Below are 16673 nucleotides of genomic sequence, written 5' to 3'. Positions count from 1 at the left end.
GTCAAGGGCGACGGCGCCGTGACCTCGATCGTCAACAACGGTCCTGTCGGCAGCAAGCTCGACATCGTCTTCATCGGCGACGGCTACACCGCCTCCCAGCAGGAGGCCTTCCACACGGCCGTGCGCGCCAAGTGGGCGAAGATGGCGGCGGTCGAGCCCTACGCCTCGTACCGGAACCTCTTCAACGTCTGGGCCGTGGACGCCGTTTCGCGCGAATCGGGTGTCTCCGGCGACCCGGCGCAGGGCGTGAAGCGCGACACCGCCCTCGGCTCGGGCTTCTTCTGCGACGGGGTCGAGCGGCTGCTGTGCGTCGACACCGGCAAGGTCGAGTCGTACGCGGCCAAGGCGCCCGCCGCCGATCTCGTCGTGGTGCTCGCCAACTCCACCAAGTACGGCGGGGCGGGCTACAACGACGTCGTCTCCAAGGTCGGCTACGACGGCATCGCGACCGCCTCCTCCGACAACGACCGCTCCGACCAGATCGCCGTCCACGAGACCGGCCACTCGCTGGGCAAGCTCGCCGACGAGTACCAGTACGACGAGTACGGCACCTACACCGGCGCCGAGCCCCGCGACGTCAACATCAGCACGCTCGACGCCGGCCGGATGGCCGCGCAGCGGACCAAGTGGTACCGCTGGCTCGGCCAGTCGTCACCGGACGGCGGCACGGTCGGATCCTTCGAGGGCGGCGGCTACTACCCCAAGGGCCTCTTCCGCCCCACCGAGAACTCGATCATGCGGTCGCTGGGGCGGGAGTTCAACCTCCCCGGCCGTGAGGCGATGATCGCGGGCTTCTACCGGCACGCGAGCGTGCTGACCGCCGCCGACGGAACGGCGGCCGCCGGTACGACGGTGGGGCGGGGCGCGCGCGTCGGCGTCCGGCTGCCCGCCGCGACGAGCACCGTGCACTGGTACGTCGACGGCCGCGAGGTCGTCTGGTTCCGGGGCAAGACCACGGTCGTGCCGGGTGCCGTGGGCGTCCCCGGCGACGGCCGCGCGCACACGCTGACGGCCCGCGCGGTCGACCGCACGGACGCGGTGCGCGACCCGGAGCTGGCCAAGAGGCTGCGCGGCGAGCTGTCGTGGAAGGTCGCCGGCTGAGCCTCGTACGGAGGTGAGCCTCGTACGGAGCTGAACCTCGTACGGAGCTGAGCCTCGTACGGAGGTGACCTATGAGGGCTCGGCGTCCAGGACGTGCGAGCCCTCATAGGCGCGGGCGAGCCGGGAGAAGCCCAGGTCGAGGGTGTCGTTGGCGGCGGCGCGGACCCGCTCGACGGGCTCGTCCGCCTCCAGGGCGATGTGCAGGGCCTCGTAGCCCCGCTCCCCGGCGGCGACGGTGAGCGCGGCGAACAGCTCCAGCTCGGCCCGGGTGGCGTGTGGCGCCCGCGCCACCAGCAACTCGGTGAGCAGCCGCTGCCGCTCCCGGGCCATCGGCAGGTACCCGCTCGTCAGCGCGGGGCTGCCGCGCAGCACCCGGGCGAAGACCCGCCCGTTCTCCAGCCGGTCCGGGGCGAGGACCAGCTCGATGCCGTGGCCGTAGAACTCCCGCAGGCCCGCGATGAGCTCGGCGCCGGTCCGGGCCGGGGTGACGGCGTCCGGCAGGCCCGCCCGGAACTCCTCGCGACGGCTGAAGAAGATGTCCTCCTTCGACGCGAAGTGCGTGAAGACCGTCGCCGGCGCCACATCGGCCTCCGCCGCGATCCGCGTGAGCGTCACCGCCTCGAAGCCCTGCTCGGCGAAGAGCCGGAAGGCCGCGTCGGAGATGGCGCGGCGGGTCCGCTCCCGTTTGCGGCCGCGCATCCCCGTCGTGGGCGATGCGCCGGGGGAGGTGCTGTCGGCGCTCGTCTTGGCCTTCGTCATGGCGTCCAGAATAACCACCTGACGAACAGAAGTAGAGGTGCTACATTTTTAGAGACGCTCTACTTCCGAGTCTTCGACGCTCTCGTGAGGACCTCCGTATGCACACCGCCGCCGCGCCCCAGCGGACGGGGGACGGCCCGGCGGCCGCTCCCGGACCGCGTTCCACCGCCGCGATCCTGGCCATCGCCTGCGTGGCCCAGTTCATGGTCATCCTCGATGTGTCGATCGTTAACGTGGCGCTGCCGTCCATGGGGGCTGAGCTCCACCTCGACGGCGCGGGCCAGCAGTGGATCGTCAACGCCTACACCCTCGGCTTCGCCGGGCTGCTGCTCCTCGGCGGCCGGCTCGCCGACCTCGTCGGCACCAAGAAGGCCTTCCTGACCGGCGTGGCCGCCTTCACCGGCGCCTCCCTCGCCGGCGGCTTCGCCACCGACGGCGGCCTGCTGATCGCCGCCCGCGCGGTGCAGGGCGTCGGCGGCGCCGTCCTCGCGCCCGCCACCCTCACCCTGATCATGACGACCTTCACCGAGCCCGCCGCCCGCACCCGGGCCATGGGCGCCTGGAGCGCCGTCATGGCCGCCGGTGGCGCCGTCGGCGCCGTGATCGGCGGCGTCCTCACCGAGTACGCGGGCTGGCGCTGGGTGCTGTTCGTCAACGTGCCCATAGGCGTCGCCCTGCTGGCCGCCGCCCTCGTGTACGTCCCGGCCGCCGCCTCCGGCGGGGGCGGGCTGCGCCGCCTCGACCTTTCCGGCGCGGTGACCGTGACCGCCGGGCTCACCGCCCTCGTCTACGGCATCGTCGCCAGCGAGACCCACGCCTGGGGCTCGCCGCAGGTGTGGGGGCCGCTCGTGGCCGCCGCCGTCCTGCTGGCCGCCTTCGTCGCCGTCGAGGCCCGCGTCGCCCATCCGCTCGTACCGCTGCGCGTGCTGCGCCGCCGGGCCGTCGCGACCGCGAACCCGGTCGTCGTCGTCATCGGCGCGGCCATGTTCTCGATGTGGTTCGTGCTCTCCCTCTACTTCCAGCGTGGCCTCCACTACAGCCCGATCCGCGCCGGCATGGCCTTCGTGCCCGGCTCCCTCGCGATCATCCTGGGCTCCCGGATCGCCACCCGTTTCATCGGCCGCACCGGGCCGCGCCCGCTGCTCGTCGGCGGCATGGCCCTCAGCACGATCGGCTTCCTCTGGCTCTCGCGCATAGACGCGAGCGGCGGCTACACCGCCGATGTCCTGGTGCCGTTCGTGCTGGCCACCCTCGGCACGGGCCTCGCCACCATGCCCGCCACGGTGGCCGCGACCGCCGGCGCCGACCGCGCCGAGGCCGGGCTCGCCTCGGGCCTCGTCAACACCTCCCGGCAGGTCGGCGGAGCCGTCGGCCTCGCCGTCGTCGGTACCGTCGCCGCGCACGTCACCGCGGACCGCCTCGCCTCCGGCGCGCACGACGTCGCCTCCGCGCTGACCGCCGGCTACGGCAGGGGACTGCTGATAGCCGCCGCGTTCACCGCGTGCGCGGCGCTCGGCGGCCTCGCCCTGCCGGGCCGGCCGGCCCGGCAGACCTCCTGACCATCTCGTCCCACCGCCCCCTGGAACAAGGAGCAGTCATGGCAAACGAGCTGAACCACATCATCGTCCACGTCAAGGACCGCCGGCAGACCGCGGCATTCCTCGCGGAGCTCATGGCCTCCGAAGCCCCCCTCGACTGGGGCCACTTCACCCAGGTCACCAGCTCCAACGGCGTCGGCATCGACTTCTGCGACGACCTGGTGGCGCCGGCCGACCTTAACACCAGTCACCTCGCCTTCCTCGTCACCGACGGGGAGTTCGACGCGATCCACGGCCGGATCACCGAGCGCGGGCTGTCCTACTACCCCGACCCGCTGATGAGGGCCGAGACCGCGGGCACGATCAACCACGAGTACGGGGGCCGGGGCCTCTACCTCCGCGACCCGGGCGGCACGGTCGCGCTGGAGTTCATGACCACGCCGTACGGGGACGAGCCGACCAAGCGCCCGACGCGCCGGTCCGAGGTCTGAGGGCCCGGCGCACTTACCGCACTTACCGCGCTCACCGCACGAGCTCCCGCTCCAGCGGCGTACGGAACCGGGGCGTGACGCGTACGTCCCCCAGCCACGCGGCCAGCCGCCCGGCCTCGGCCTCGACGGCGGCGGCCGCGTCACGCCCCGCGTCCACGAGGGCCCGCCAGACGACCTCGCCGTCCGCCCGCTGGGCCCAGCCGCCGATGATCCGGCCGTTCCACCACACCGTGGGCCCGATGTTCCCCGCGTGGTCGAAGAGGAAGGGGACGTGCTCCGGGTCCAGGTACCAGTCGCGCTCCCGCCAGCCCATGGCGGTCGGGTCGAGCCCGGGCAGCAGGGCCGCCCAGTCGCCCGCGTCCTCGACCGGTCCGAGATCGTCCGGCAGCGCGACCCCGGTCCCGTGGTCGAGCCGTACGCCGACGGCGCCCGTGTCGGCCAGGGCGGCCCGGGTGTCCCGCAGCGACCAGCCCGTCCACCACTTCAGGTCCGCCTCGGTCGACGGCCCGTACGAGGCGAGCCAGCGGCGCACCAGCTCGGCCCTGGCCTCGCGCTCGGGCATGTCGGGAATGCGGGGCGAGGGCGCCCACGCGTAGAGGCTGCTCGTCCAGGACCCGCGCGGCCTGCTCCGCCGTACGTGCCCGTCCGAGGCCAGCAGCCGCAGCACCCGGCTGCCCACGCTCTGCTGCGATTCATACGGCTTGCCCGGCGACATCGTGATCTTCTCCTTGAGCGCGGGCACGTCCTCGGCCAGCTCGGCCGTCGTCGCCTCCCCGCGCGCGGTGAGCGCCGCCAGCACCGCCCGCTCGGTCTCCGCGAGACGCCGCTCGCCCCACGCCTCCCCGAGGACCTTCAGCAGCCCGGCCCGTGCGCGCCGCGCGACAGGACGGGCGGTGGAGTTCTCCACGCAGGGGGCGGTATCGATGCTCACGGCGAAGATCGTGCTCCGCATCGACCACAGTTTGACCAGCGTCACGTCGTCGTACAGCCCCCGCTCCACCTCGGCCGGGTCCGGCTCGGCGAGCCGGGCGCAGGCGGACAGATAGACGGTCGCCGCGTCCGTGGCGTGCAGCCCGACGAGCGCGTCCGCCACGTCCTCGACGGCGGCGGCCCGGTGCGCGGGCGCGAGCAGGTGCCGGCTGCCGAGCCGGGCACGACGCGCGTCGTCGCTGATACGGGGGAGGGCGCTGTTACTCATGGGGGTGACGGTAGACGGGATATAGGACAGAACCCGTCCTAGGCCACCGGAAATAGAGCTGCGCGAACGCCCGTAGGGCTGAGACGGTGCGCCGTATGACCGACACGATCGATACGACTGACGCGACCGACGCGACCGACGCGACCGACGCGACCGACGCGACCGATGCGACCGATGCGAACACCGTGATCATCCGCCGCACAGAGCCGGCCGACGCGGCCGGAGCCGCCGAGGTGTGGCTGCGCTCGTACACCGCCGCCCTCCCGACCGTCCGCCGGGCCCACACGGACGACGAGGTACGGGCCTGGTTCCGCTTCGTGGTCGTGCCCGAATACGAGACGTGGGTGGCGGAGGAGGAGGGCGGGACGATCGTGGGTGTGATGGTCCTCCAGGGCGACCACTTGGACCAGCTCTACCTGGCCCCCGAGCGGCGGGGCGAGGGCCTGGGCGACCGCTTCGTCGCACTGGCCAAGGCGCGCCGTCCCGAGGGCCTGGACCTGTGGACCTTCCAGATCAACACCCCGGCCCACCGCTTCTACGAGCGCCATGGATTCACGGCGGCGGAGCGCACGGACGGCAGCGGAAACGAAGAACGGGAGCCGGACATTCGCTATGTCTGGCTCCCGTCTAAGGAAGTGCGCTCGGCAGGATTCGAACCTGCAACCTCTTGATCCGTAGTCAAGTGCTCTATCCGTTAAGCTACGAGCGCTCGGCGTCCCGGGCGGCGTTTCCGCTGGCCGGTCGGCGTTGCGGGAACAACTGTACATGAATTTCGAGGGCGCTTTTCTCGCGAGCGCGAGGCGGGTGGGTAAACGCCGCAAATAGGACGTAACCCCCAGTCGGGGAGCGCGACGCCGAGCAGGCGGCGAACGAGCCCGGGGGTGAAGCGTCCGGTACGGGCCCGGTCGGACGGGTGGGTCTGGGGCAATATGGGCTCATGGGCACCTTCGCTGCACACGGCGGTCTCATCGCCGGGCGGTACCGGCTGGGCCGGAAGATCGGGCGCGGCGGTATGGGCACCGTATGGCGTGCCACGGACGAGCTGTTGGCGCGCGAGGTCGCGGTCAAAGAGCTGCACGTGGACGAGCAGCCGTCCGCGGAGGAGACCCGGGCGCAGTACGCGCGGATGCTGCGCGAGGCGCGCGCGGTCGCGTTGATCAGGCATCCGAACGTGATCGTGATGCACGACATCGTCGAGCAGGACGGCCGGCCCTGGATCGTCATGGAGCTGATCGACGGCCGTTCCCTGTCGGGCCTGTTGTCGGCTGAGGGACCGGTCAGTGTCCAGGAGGCGGCACGGATCGGGGTGGCGCTGCTGGGCGCGTTGCGCGCGGCGCACGCGCGGGGCGTGCTGCACAGGGACATCAAGCCGCCCAACGTCCTGCTGGAGGAGGTCACCGGGCGCGTCGTGCTCACCGACTTCGGCATCGCCCAGGTCTCGGGCGTCACGACGATCACGGAGACGGGCGCGTTCGTCGGCTCGCCCGAGTACACCGCGCCGGAGCGGATGTCGGGCGGGCAGGCGGGCCCGGAGTCCGATCTGTGGTCGCTGGGCGTCCTGTTGTGCACCGCGCTCAGCGGCGAGTCGCCCTTCCATCGCGACTCGCTGGGCGGCATCCTTCACGCCGTCGTCTACGACGAGATCCGGCCGCCCGCCGCGGCCGGCCCGCTGCTTCCGGTCGTCCGCGGCCTGCTGGAGCGGGACCCGGCGCGGCGGATGGGCGCGGACGAGGCGGAGGCGCTGCTGAGGACGTTCCTGGAGGCCGGCCGGCTGCCCCCGGACCGGCTGCCCACCCGGCCCGCCCTGCCGCTCGTGCCCTGCCTCCCGTCGCCGGCCGGGAACCGCGCCCGTACGGCCCTGACGGTGGCGCTCACCGTCGTCGCGCTGGCCGGCATGGGCGCCGGGGCGGTGGCGCTGCTGATGAACGAGGACAGCGCGAAAAGAGGGCTCGACGACGGCCGGCCGCCCTTCTCCGCGCCCCTGACCCCCGGCGCCTCGGCGGCGACGTCCGGCTCGCCGTCCATGGCGGCGCCACCACCCGCGAGTGCCTCCGTCATCGCGCCCGCCGGCTATCGCTCCGTCCAGGATCCGGCGGGCTTCGCTTTTGCCGTGCCCGACGGATTCACCCGGTCCCTGGAGCCGCCGCGCGTCTTCTACTACTCGCCCGGCAAGGACTTCCGCATCGGCTTCCTCATCCAGGACGTCCAGGAGGGCGGCCCGATCACGGTCATGCGCGCCTCCGCCGCCCTCGCCCCCGACCGCTATCCCGGCTACCGGGACGGCAAGGTCGAACGGACCGAACTGCGCGGCCACCGGGCGGCGTCCTGGGAGTTCACCTGGGACGGCTTCGACGAGAAGGAGAACAAGGCGCCGGCCGGCCCCCGGCACACCTATGACCTGGCCTGGGACGAGGGGGAGAAGATGTACGACGTGTGGGTGTCCGCCCCGGTGGGGCGGGCGGACGAGGGCAAGCGGTACTTCGACACGGCGCTGTCCACCTTCGTACGGACGAGGCCCGTCTCCTCTCCCTGACAGGGGAGTTGATTACCGCCGGGTATTCAAAGTGCCCCACCCGGCATACGCTCACCCGCATGACGGACACGCAGGACACTGGAACAGTCGCCGATGGCAAGCCGGTCGCCGACAGTGGCACCGTCCCCGACGGCGACCGCGTCCCCGACGGCAACCCCGTCGCCCCGGCGGGCGCCCGCGGCGCGGCCGACGTCGTCACCCCGGAGCTCGTCGCCCGGCTCACGCGCGCGGTGGTGAGCTCCGGCGGGCGCACGGCGAGCCACGCCCCCTTCACCGGGCGGAAGCTGGCCGACCTGCCGGAGTCCTCGCCCGAGGACGTGGCGGAGGCCTTCGCCCGGGCCCGTGAGGCGCGGCGCGCCTGGGCGGAGACGCCCGTACGCCGCCGGGCGGCCGTACTGCTGCGCTTCCACGACCTCGTGCTCGCCCGCCAGTCCGAGATCCTGGACCTCGTCCAGCTGGAGACGGGCAAGGCCCGGCTGCACGCCCATGAGGAGGTGCAGGCCGTCGCCGTCGCCGCCCGGCACTACGGCCGGTGGGCCCCCGCCTATCTGCGGCCCAAGGCGCACCTGGGCGTCCTCCCCACCCTCACGCGCGTCACCGAACTGCGCGTGCCGCGCGGTGTGGTGGGCCAGATCGCGCCCTGGAACTACCCCTTCGAGCTGTCCGTCGGGGACGCCCTGCCCGCCTTCGCCGCGGGCAACGCCGTGGTGATGAAGCCCGACACCCAGACCGCGCTGACCGCCCTGTGGGCCCGCGAGCTGCTGATAGAGGCAGGGCTGCCGGAAGGCGTGTGGCAGGTGGTGCTCGGTGAGGGCCCGGTCGTCGGCCCCGCCGTGGTCGCCCACGCCGACTACGTCTCCTTCACCGGCTCCACCCGCACCGGCCGCGAGGTCGCCCAGGGCGCGGCGGCCCGGCTCATCGGCTGCACGCTCGAACTGGGCGGCAAGAACGCCATGCTGGTGCTGCGCGACGCGGACGTCGAGAAGGCGGCGGCGGGCGCGGTCCGCGGCTGCTTCTCCTCCGCCGGCCAGCTGTGCGTCTCCATCGAGCGGCTGTATGTCCACTCCTCCGTGGCAAACGTCTTCTTGGAGCGTTTCGCCGCGCGCACGAAGGCCCTGCGCCTGGGCACAGGCCTCAGCTACGGCGCCGGCATGGGCTCGCTGGTGTCACGACGGCAGCTGGAGAACGTCACCCGGCACGTGGACGAGGCGGTGGCCAAGGGCGCCACGGTCCTCGCGGGCGGCCGCCCCCGGCCGGACGTCGGACCGCTGTTCTACGAGCCGACCATCCTGGACGGGGTGGAGCCGCCCATGGCCGTCTGCACCGAGGAGACGTTCGGCCCGGTGGTCTCCGTCTACCGTTTCGACGACGAGGACGAGGCGGTGCGGCTCGCCAACGCCACCCCGTACGGCCTCAACGCGAGCGTATGGACGGCGGACGGGCGCCGGGGCCGGGCGGTCGCGGCCCGGCTGCGGGCCGGCACGGTCAACGTCAACGAGGCGTACGCGGCGGCCTACGGCAGTGCCAGGGCGCCGATGGGCGGCATGGGCGACTCCGGCCTGGGGCGCCGGCACGGCGCGGAGGGCATCCTCAAGTACACGGAGGCGCAGACGATAGCCCAGCAGCGGCTGGTGCCGATGGGACCCGCGTTCGGTCTGGACGACGAGGCGTACGCACGGCTGATGACGGGCGGGCTGCGCGCGCTGAAGGCGCTCCGGCTGCGCTGAGGAGGATCGATGGGCAGCAGGACGCACGATCGCGACCACGACCACGACCGCGAATACGACTACGACGTCATCGTCGTCGGATCCGGATTTGGCGGCTCCGTCTCCGCCCTCCGTCTGACGGAGAAGGGCTACCGCGTGGGCGTGCTGGAGGCCGGCCGCCGCTTCACCCGCGACACCCTGCCCAGGAACTCCTGGGACCTGCGGAACTACCTCTGGGCCCCGGCCCTCGGCCTCTACGGCATCCAGCGCGTCCACCTGCTCGGCAACGTCATGGTGCTGGCGGGCGCCGGTGTCGGCGGCGGCTCGCTCAACTACGCCAACACCCTCTACATACCTCCGAGGGCGTTCTTCGACGACCCGCAGTGGTCCGGGATCACCGACTGGGAGCGGGAGCTGCGCCCGTACTACGAGCAGGCGCGGCGGATGCTGGGGGTACGCCTCAACCCGACCACCACCCCGTCCGACGTCCATCTCAAGGCGGCCGCCGAGAAGATGGGCGCCGGGGACACCTTCCACATGGCGCCGGTCGGGGTGTTCTTCGGGGACGGGCGGGACGGCGACGGCGAGTGCCGCGCCCGGCCCGGCGAGGAGGTGCCCGACCCCTACTTCGGGGGCGCCGGGCCGGCCCGGCGGGCCTGCGTCGAGTGCGGCGAGTGCATGACGGGCTGCCGGCACGGGGCGAAGAACACCCTCTGCGAGAACTACCTCCACCTCGCCGAGCGCGCCGGAGCGGTGATCCACCCGATGACGACCGTGCTGGCCGTCACCGAGCACCGCGACGGCGGCTACCGCGTCGTCACCGTTCCCACGGACCGGCGGAGCGGACGCCGCCGGGCGCGCCCGCGCACGCTGCGCGCCCGGTACGTGGTGCTCGCCGCCGGGACGTACGGCACGCAGACGCTGCTCCACACCATGCGGGACAAGGGCCTGCTGCCCGGGCTCTCCGCCCGGCTCGGCATGCTGACCAGGACGAACTCCGAGGCGGTGGTCGGCTCCCAGACCACCGACCGCCGTTACCGCGAACGCCACGGCGAGCGGCCCGACTTCACCCGGGGCGTCGCGATCACCTCGTCGGTCCACCCGGACGCGGACACCCACATCGAGCCCGTCCGCTACGGCAAGGGCTCCAACGCGATGGGCTTCCTGTCCGTCCTCCAGGTGCCGGTCGGGACGCGGGCGCCCCGGGCGGTGGCCTTCGCTGGGCGATGCGTCCGCCATCCCGTCCTTCTGCTGCGTTCGCTGTCCAAACGCCGCTGGTCCGAACGCACGATCATCGGCCTGGTGATGCAGTCGCTGGACAACTCCCTCACCACGTACCGGCGGCCGAGGGGCCCGGGCAAGGGCCTGCTCACCGCCCGGCAGGGCCACGGCGAGCCCAATCCCGTACAGCTCCCGCAGGCGGCGCGGGCGGCGTCCCTCGTCGCGGAGGAGATCAATGGCTTCGCGGGCAGCAACGTCGGCGAGCTCATCGGCACGCCGCTCACCGCGCACTTCATCGGCGGCTGCCCGATCGGCGCCGACGCCTCCCGGGGCGTGATCGACCCGTACCACCGGCTCTACGGCCACCCGGGGATCTCGGTCGTCGACGGCGCCGCCGTCTCCGCGAACCTCGGCGTCAACCCGTCCCTGACGATCACGGCGCAGGCCGAGCGCGCGATGTCCTTCTGGCCGAACAAGGGGGAGGCCGACCCCCGCCCCGCCCAGGGACGGGCGTACGAGTGCACGGCCGCCGTGCAGCCCCGGCACCCGGCGGTGCCCAAGGACGCCTTCGCGGCGCTGCGCCTGCCGCTGCTGCCGGTGCCGGAGGTGCCGCGGGGTTCCTCCTGGCGTACCGGCTGACGTACTGGCTGACGTACTGGCTGACGTACCGGGCACGGCGAAGGGCCCCGGGCCGCTTCCGCGGGGGCGTGCGGGCGGCCACGGGGCCCTTGACTGCCGGCACCGAGGTCAGGGCAGGGTCGGTGCCGTGGAGCGGCGCCGGGGGGAGCGCCGCGGGCTTGGGGGTGCCGAACCGGTTGGTCGAACCGGTCGGTTGAACCAGCTGATTGAACCGGATGGTTGAACCAATGGCGGTGGGACGCGAGGGAATTGGTGCGGACTTGAGGTTCCCCTTGGCATCGTGGGGGATGCGCCTCCCGGGCGCAACCGTTTCGACCGGATACGGTCGGTTCCAGGCGTCCCCGGAACCGACCGTCCCTTGGGCGGCGGCCGGGCTGCTGTCCCCTGCTGACCGGTCGCCTCGCCACCGGAGGGGGGTCCCACGACACGCGTGCTCGCGCGTCTCCCACTCCGGTGGATCCGCCCTGTCGATGCCGGGCGCCCGGGCGAACAGGGACGGAAGCCATGGGTGGATCTCGAGAGGACCGCTCCTGGCTGGCGCGGTCACCGGTATTAACGAAGATGATCAGCCGCCGGTCACGGCGCCGTACGGGTGACGGCGCCGGTTCGCACGGCTGACGGCCCCGGCCCGGCCGCCATTCCTCAGACCCGGCCCCGGCACAGCTCCAGCAGGGTCATGGCCAGCGCGGTGCCCGGCCGGCCGAGCTGCTCCCGGTAGTGGCCGAGGATCTCCATCTCGCGGGAGAGGTTGACGCGCCGGCCGCCGGAGGCGATGCGCTCGCGCTGGATCACCGCCGAGACGGCCATCCGCTCCTGCACGAGGCCGATGATGCGGCCGTCGAGATCGTCGATCCGCTCCCGGGCGCCGGTGATCACTCCGGCGGCCTCGGGGGTACGGGCGCCGGTGTCGGCGGGGGCGGTGCCGGCCGGGGCGGCGGTGTCGGCGGTGGTGGCGGTCGTGGCGATGGCGCCGTGCGCGTTCATGGTCATGTCTGTTTCTCCAAAAGGGCCGGGGCCCCCGGAGGCGACAGGTCCGGGAAAACGACAGGCGCCCCGGGCCTTGTCGGCCCGGGGCGCCTGGGAAGTCGCTTGTCAGTTGCTCAAGCAGCACGACCATGGCAGCCGGACGGGCCGGGTGCCATAGGTAAAGACGAAGGTCAGGTGCTTGCGCATGGCGCCCAGTATGGCCCGGGAACGGCCCCGTGGCCAACGCGGGCCGGGCCGGTTTTCGGATGGTGAGACAAAAGGAACCCCCCGCTCCCCGGTAGAATCGACAAATACAGACCCCCTCCCGACCGCCGGAAGGCCGCTCCCGTGTCAGCAGCACCCCCCGCCGCCGCCCACGACAACACCGCGGAACCGGTGCTCGTTGTCGACTTCGGCGCGCAGTACGCCCAGCTCATCGCCCGCCGCGTCCGTGAGGCCCGGGTCTACAGCGAGATCGTCCCCAGCACGATGCCCGTCGCGGAGATGCTCGCCAAGAAGCCCCGGGCGATCATCCTCTCCGGTGGCCCCTCCTCCGTGTACGAGGAAGGCGCCCCGCGCCTGGACGACGCCCTGGCCCTCTTCACGGCCGGCATCCCCGTCTTCGGCATGTGCTACGGCTTCCAGCTGATGGCCGTGACCCTGGGCGGCACCGTCGACAACACGGGCGCCCGTGAGTACGGCCGCACCGAGCTGCACGTCAGCAAGGCCGGCTCCACGCTCTTCGAGGGCACCCCCGTCGAGCAGTCCGTGTGGATGTCGCACGGCGACGCCTGCTCGGCCGCGCCCGAGGGCTTCGCCGTCACCGCCTCCACGGACCTGGTGCCGGTCGCCGCCTTCGAGAACGACGAGAAGAAGCTCTACGGCGTGCAGTACCACCCCGAGGTGATGCACTCCACGCACGGCCAGCTGGTCCTGGAGCACTTCCTCTACCGCGGCGCGGGCATCGAGCCGACCTGGACCACGGGCAACGTGATCGAGGAGCAGGTCGAGGCCATCCGCCAGCAGGTCGGCACCAAGCGCGCCATCTGCGGCCTGTCCGGCGGCGTGGACTCCGCCGTGGCCGCCGCCCTGGTGCAGAAGGCCATCGGCTCCCAGCTGACCTGCGTGTACGTCGACCACGGCCTGATGCGCAAGGGCGAGACCGAGCAGGTCGAGAAGGACTTCGTGGCCGCCACGGGCGTCCAGCTGAAGGTCGTCGACGCGCAGGAGCGATTCCTCGGCGCGCTCGCCGGGGTCTCCGACCCCGAGACCAAGCGGAAGATCATCGGCCGGGAGTTCATCCGCGTCTTCGAGCAGGCGCAGGCCGAGATCGTCGCCGAGGGCGCGGCCGGCGGCGAGGACGTCGCGTTCCTCGTCCAGGGCACGCTCTACCCGGACATCGTCGAGTCCGGCGGCGGCACCGGCACCGCCAACATCAAGTCCCACCACAACGTGGGCGGCCTCCCCGAGGACCTGGAGTTCGAGCTCGTCGAGCCGCTCCGCCAGCTCTTCAAGGACGAGGTCCGCATGGTCGGCCAGGAGCTCGGCCTGCCGGCCGAGATCGTCCAGCGCCAGCCCTTCCCGGGCCCGGGCCTCGGCATCCGCATCGTCGGCGAGGTCACCCAGGAGCGCCTGGACCTGCTGCGCGAGGCCGACGCCATCGCCCGCGAGGAGCTCACCGCCGCCGGTCTCGACGCCGAGATCTGGCAGTGCCCGGTCGTGCTGCTCGCCGACGTCCGCAGCGTGGGCGTGCAGGGCGACGGCCGTACGTACGGCCACCCGATCGTGCTGCGCCCGGTCTCGTCCGAGGACGCCATGACGGCGGACTGGACGCGCATGCCGTACGACGTGCTGGCGCGGATCTCCACCCGCATCACCAACGAGGTGCGCGACGTCAACCGCGTGGTGCTGGACGTCACCAGCAAGCCGCCGGGGACGATCGAGTGGGAGTAATTCCCACGCGCTGACAAACGGCCGTGCCGCCCCTCCTCGTGCAGGAGTGGGCGGCACGGCCGTTTCAGCGTCTATGCGGCGTGCTCCCGCTGCGGAATGCTGGTGGATCCACGCCAGTGAGAGGAGACGTTGTGCCGCACATAGACGTGGGGAACGACGCGCCCGGAATCATCGGCCTGATGCGGTTCCGCCCGGACACCGCCGACCCGCTGAACGACCTGGCGGACGCGGTGCTCCGCACCCCCGGCCCGCTCTCCCGGGGCGAGCGCGAACTGATCGCCTCCTATGTCTCGCACGGCAACGGCTGCGCCTTCTGCACCGCCGGCCACTCCGAGGTCGCCGCCCGCGAACTGGAAGGCGGCATGCCGGCCGTCCGCCGCGTCCTGGACGACCACGACTTCTCCGGCCTCCCGGAGAGGACCGGCGCTCTGCTCACCATCGCCGGCCTGGTCCGCCGGGGCGGCAAGGAGGTCACCGAGGAGTCCGTGGCGGCGGCCCGCAAGGCGGGCGCCACGGACGTGGAGATCCACGACACGGTGCTGATCGCCGCCGCGTTCTGCATGTACAACCGCTACGTGGACGGCCTCGCCACCTCGATGCCGACCGACCCGGCGTCGTTCGGGCGGATGGCGGACCGTGTCGTCGCCCATGGCTACGCGAACGGGCCGGGGGCGCGGCGGGCTTGATCCGGTCGCACGTCGGTGCCGTCGCTCATTCGTTTGGGCGGCGGCGCCGATGTTTGGGGTGGGTACGCTGACCGTACGGCCGAGAATCCCGTCCATGGGAGGAACCATGACCGCTGAGCCCGTGCACCACTGGCCGGTGCCGCCGCAGGACGGGTACACCGTGGACGACCTGCTGACGCTGCCCGACCTCCCGCCGCACACGGAGTTGATCGACGGGAGCCTGGTTTTCGTGAGTCCGCAGCGTGACTTTCACAGCATCGTGGTCGATCTGCTGGCCAGTGGACTGCGACGTACGGTGCCGCCCGAGTTCAAGGTCCGTCGCGAAATGGTGGTAGTGATCGACAAGCGAAACGGCCCGGAGCCGGACGTCTGTGTCCTCCGGGCCGGGGCGGTACGGAGCACGAAGCAGACCTACTACCAAGTCAGGGACGTGCTGTTGGCGGTCGAGGTGGTTTCCCCGAGCTCCGAGTCCCGCGATCGTGACACCAAGCCGCACAAGTACGCGACTGCGGGCATCCCGCATTTCTGGCGAGTCGAGATGGCCGGTGCGGACGAGCTGCCGGTCGTTCACGTCTTCGAGCTCGACAAGGAGGCCCACGCGTACGTGCCGACAGGCACCTACCGGGACAGTCTCAAGCTCACCGTCCCGTTCGACATCGACATCGATCTGACAGAGATCGACCAGTTCTAGCGCAGACGGTCGCGCAAACCCTGGCCTCCTCCCATACCCGGCGGTAGCTTCCTGCCACAGCCGCGGATCACGGAGGAGGCCGCACCATGCCCGAGGCCAGCGCACAGCCCCCCGCCCCCCTGCCCACCGACCAGCTCCACTTCGCCATGCCCCCCAAGCACGACTCCGTCGAGGACGAGCGCCGGTACCGCAAGGAGCGGCTGGCCGCCGCGCTGCGGCTCTTCGGGCGGTTCGGGTTCGAGGAGGGGGTCGCGGGGCACATCACCGCGCGGGACCCGGAGTTCACCGATCACTTCTGGGTCAATCCGTTCGGCATGTCGTTCAAGCACATCACGGTCGGCGATCTGATCCTGGTGAACCACAAGGGGCAGGTCGTCCAGGGCCGCCACCACGTCAACCAGGCGGCCTTCGCGATCCACTCGCAGATCCACCGCGCCCGGCCCGACGTCGTCGCCGCCGCGCACAGCCACTCCACTTACGGGCGCGCGCTGTCCACGCTGGGGGAGCTGCTGGAGCCGATCACCCAGGACGTCTGCGCGTTCTACCAGGACCACGCGCTCTTCGACGACTACACGGGCGTCGTGGTGGACGAGGAGGAGGGGCGGCGCATCGCCTCCGCCCTCGGGCCGCACAAGGCGGTGATCCTCCGCAATCACGGGCTGCTGACCGTCGGCGACTCGGTGGACGCGGCGGCGTGGTGGTTCATCACGATGGAACGGTCCTGCCAGGTGCAGCTGGCGGCGAAGGCCGCCGGGAAGCCCGTGCTCATCGACCCGAAGAGCGCCGAGCACACCCGTGACCAGCTGGGGAACGACCTGGTGGCGTGGATCAACTACCAGCCGCTGTACCAGCAGATCACCCGTAGTGAGCCGGAGCTGCTGGACTGAGGAGCAGGCCGGTGGCCACCCCCGCCGCTCGGCGGGGGTGGCTCGTTCTTTCGGGCGTCTTTGCGGTCCTTTTACCTTGTTTACGATGGTCGGAAGCCGAGGCGGCCCTGCCTCGGCTCTGTCGTGCCATGAACCGGTAGGAGAACCATGCGCCTCACCCGTGCCGCCGGGCTGTCCGCCGCCCTCGCCCTGACCGGGCTGGCCGTCACGGCCTGCGGTGGTGGTGCCGAGGCCGAGGAGCGGCCCGCGAAGTCCTCCGCGCCGGCCTCGTCCGCCGCCACCCCGCCCGCCGGCTCGCCCGCAC

General features: G+C 72.1%; 14 protein-coding genes and 1 tRNA gene. 11 read left to right on the top strand and 4 right to left on the bottom strand.

The genetic code is table 11. The features are described 5' to 3' along the window. The coding region (locus K6I33_RS17875; RefSeq protein ID WP_229353347.1) for a M64 family metallopeptidase at positions 1-1101 on the top strand (1101 nt) is incomplete at its 5' end. A 69-nt stretch (positions 1102-1170) separates the two neighbouring features. Here K6I33_RS17875 and K6I33_RS17870 read toward each other — a convergent pair. Continuing rightward, a complete protein-coding gene (locus K6I33_RS17870; protein ID WP_229353344.1) occupies positions 1171-1860 on the bottom strand; it encodes a TetR/AcrR family transcriptional regulator in 690 nt (229 codons plus the stop codon). 98 nt (positions 1861-1958) lie between these two features. Between K6I33_RS17870 and K6I33_RS17865 the strand changes: the two genes are divergently transcribed. Then, positions 1959-3419, top strand: coding sequence for an MFS transporter (locus tag K6I33_RS17865; RefSeq protein WP_229353342.1), 1461 nt, complete (start codon positions 1959-1961; stop codon positions 3417-3419). Positions 3420-3457: 38 nt separating this feature from the next. Next, entirely contained in the window at positions 3458-3889 is a 432-nt protein-coding gene (locus tag K6I33_RS17860) for a VOC family protein (RefSeq protein WP_229353338.1), read from the top strand. A gap of 31 nt (positions 3890-3920) precedes the next feature. Here K6I33_RS17860 and K6I33_RS17855 read toward each other — a convergent pair whose 3' ends face one another. Beyond that, entirely contained in the window at positions 3921-5087 is a 1167-nt protein-coding gene (locus tag K6I33_RS17855; protein ID WP_229353332.1) for a winged helix DNA-binding domain-containing protein, read from the bottom strand. Positions 5088-5182: 95 nt separating this feature from the next. Between K6I33_RS17855 and K6I33_RS17850 the strand changes: the two genes are divergently transcribed. Beyond that, positions 5183-5758, top strand: coding sequence for a GNAT family N-acetyltransferase (locus K6I33_RS17850; RefSeq protein ID WP_229353330.1), 576 nt, complete (start codon positions 5183-5185; stop codon positions 5756-5758). Here the strand turns inward: K6I33_RS17850 and K6I33_RS17845 are convergent. Then, positions 5724-5796, bottom strand: a tRNA-Arg gene (locus K6I33_RS17845). The genes K6I33_RS17850 and K6I33_RS17845 overlap by 35 nt on opposite strands. A 228-nt stretch (positions 5797-6024) precedes the next feature. On the opposite strand from K6I33_RS17845, the gene K6I33_RS17840 reads away from it, so the two are divergent. The 3 genes from K6I33_RS17840 to K6I33_RS17830 are packed head-to-tail and all read left to right on the top strand — an operon-like array spanning position 6025 to position 11186. Then, complete coding sequence (locus tag K6I33_RS17840) at positions 6025-7620, top strand: serine/threonine-protein kinase (protein ID WP_229353327.1); 1596 nt, start codon at positions 6025-6027, stop codon at positions 7618-7620. 59 nt (positions 7621-7679) lie between these two features. After that, positions 7680-9347 (top strand): succinic semialdehyde dehydrogenase, encoded by a 1668-nt coding sequence (locus K6I33_RS17835; RefSeq protein WP_229353325.1) that lies wholly within the window; start codon positions 7680-7682, stop codon positions 9345-9347. Between the two features lie 9 nt (positions 9348-9356). Next, on the top strand, positions 9357-11186 hold the full coding sequence (locus K6I33_RS17830) for a GMC family oxidoreductase (RefSeq protein ID WP_229353316.1): 1830 nt from the start codon (positions 9357-9359) through the stop codon (positions 11184-11186). Positions 11187-11828: 642 nt separating this feature from the next. Here K6I33_RS17830 and K6I33_RS17825 read toward each other — a convergent pair. Beyond that, positions 11829-12176, bottom strand: coding sequence for a chorismate mutase (locus tag K6I33_RS17825; RefSeq protein WP_374284977.1), 348 nt, complete (start codon positions 12174-12176; stop codon positions 11829-11831). A 324-nt stretch (positions 12177-12500) separates the two neighbouring features. Between K6I33_RS17825 and guaA the strand changes: the two genes are divergently transcribed. The 4 genes from guaA to K6I33_RS17805 all read left to right on the top strand — a co-directional run bounded on the left by guaA (position 12501) and on the right by K6I33_RS17805 (position 16369). After that, complete coding sequence (guaA, locus tag K6I33_RS17820) at positions 12501-14105, top strand: glutamine-hydrolyzing GMP synthase (protein WP_229353314.1); 1605 nt, start codon at positions 12501-12503, stop codon at positions 14103-14105. A gap of 131 nt (positions 14106-14236) precedes the next feature. Continuing rightward, positions 14237-14791 (top strand): carboxymuconolactone decarboxylase family protein, encoded by a 555-nt coding sequence (locus K6I33_RS17815; protein ID WP_229353307.1) that lies wholly within the window; start codon positions 14237-14239, stop codon positions 14789-14791. A 106-nt stretch (positions 14792-14897) separates the two neighbouring features. Next, positions 14898-15482: a Uma2 family endonuclease gene (locus K6I33_RS17810; RefSeq protein ID WP_229353301.1), complete on the top strand. Its 585-nt coding sequence runs from the start codon at positions 14898-14900 to the stop codon at positions 15480-15482. An 86-nt stretch (positions 15483-15568) separates the two neighbouring features. Further along, a complete protein-coding gene (locus K6I33_RS17805) occupies positions 15569-16369 on the top strand; it encodes a class II aldolase/adducin family protein (RefSeq protein WP_229353299.1) in 801 nt (266 codons plus the stop codon). Positions 16370-16673: the final 304 nt, after the last annotated feature.

It is taken from the genome of Streptomyces sp. UNOB3_S3 (assembly GCF_020740895.1).
Classification (GTDB): Bacteria; Actinomycetota; Actinomycetes; order Streptomycetales; family Streptomycetaceae; genus Streptomyces.
Note: the sequence above shows the minus strand (reverse complement) of the source record. Positions and strands in the feature narration are given on the sequence as shown.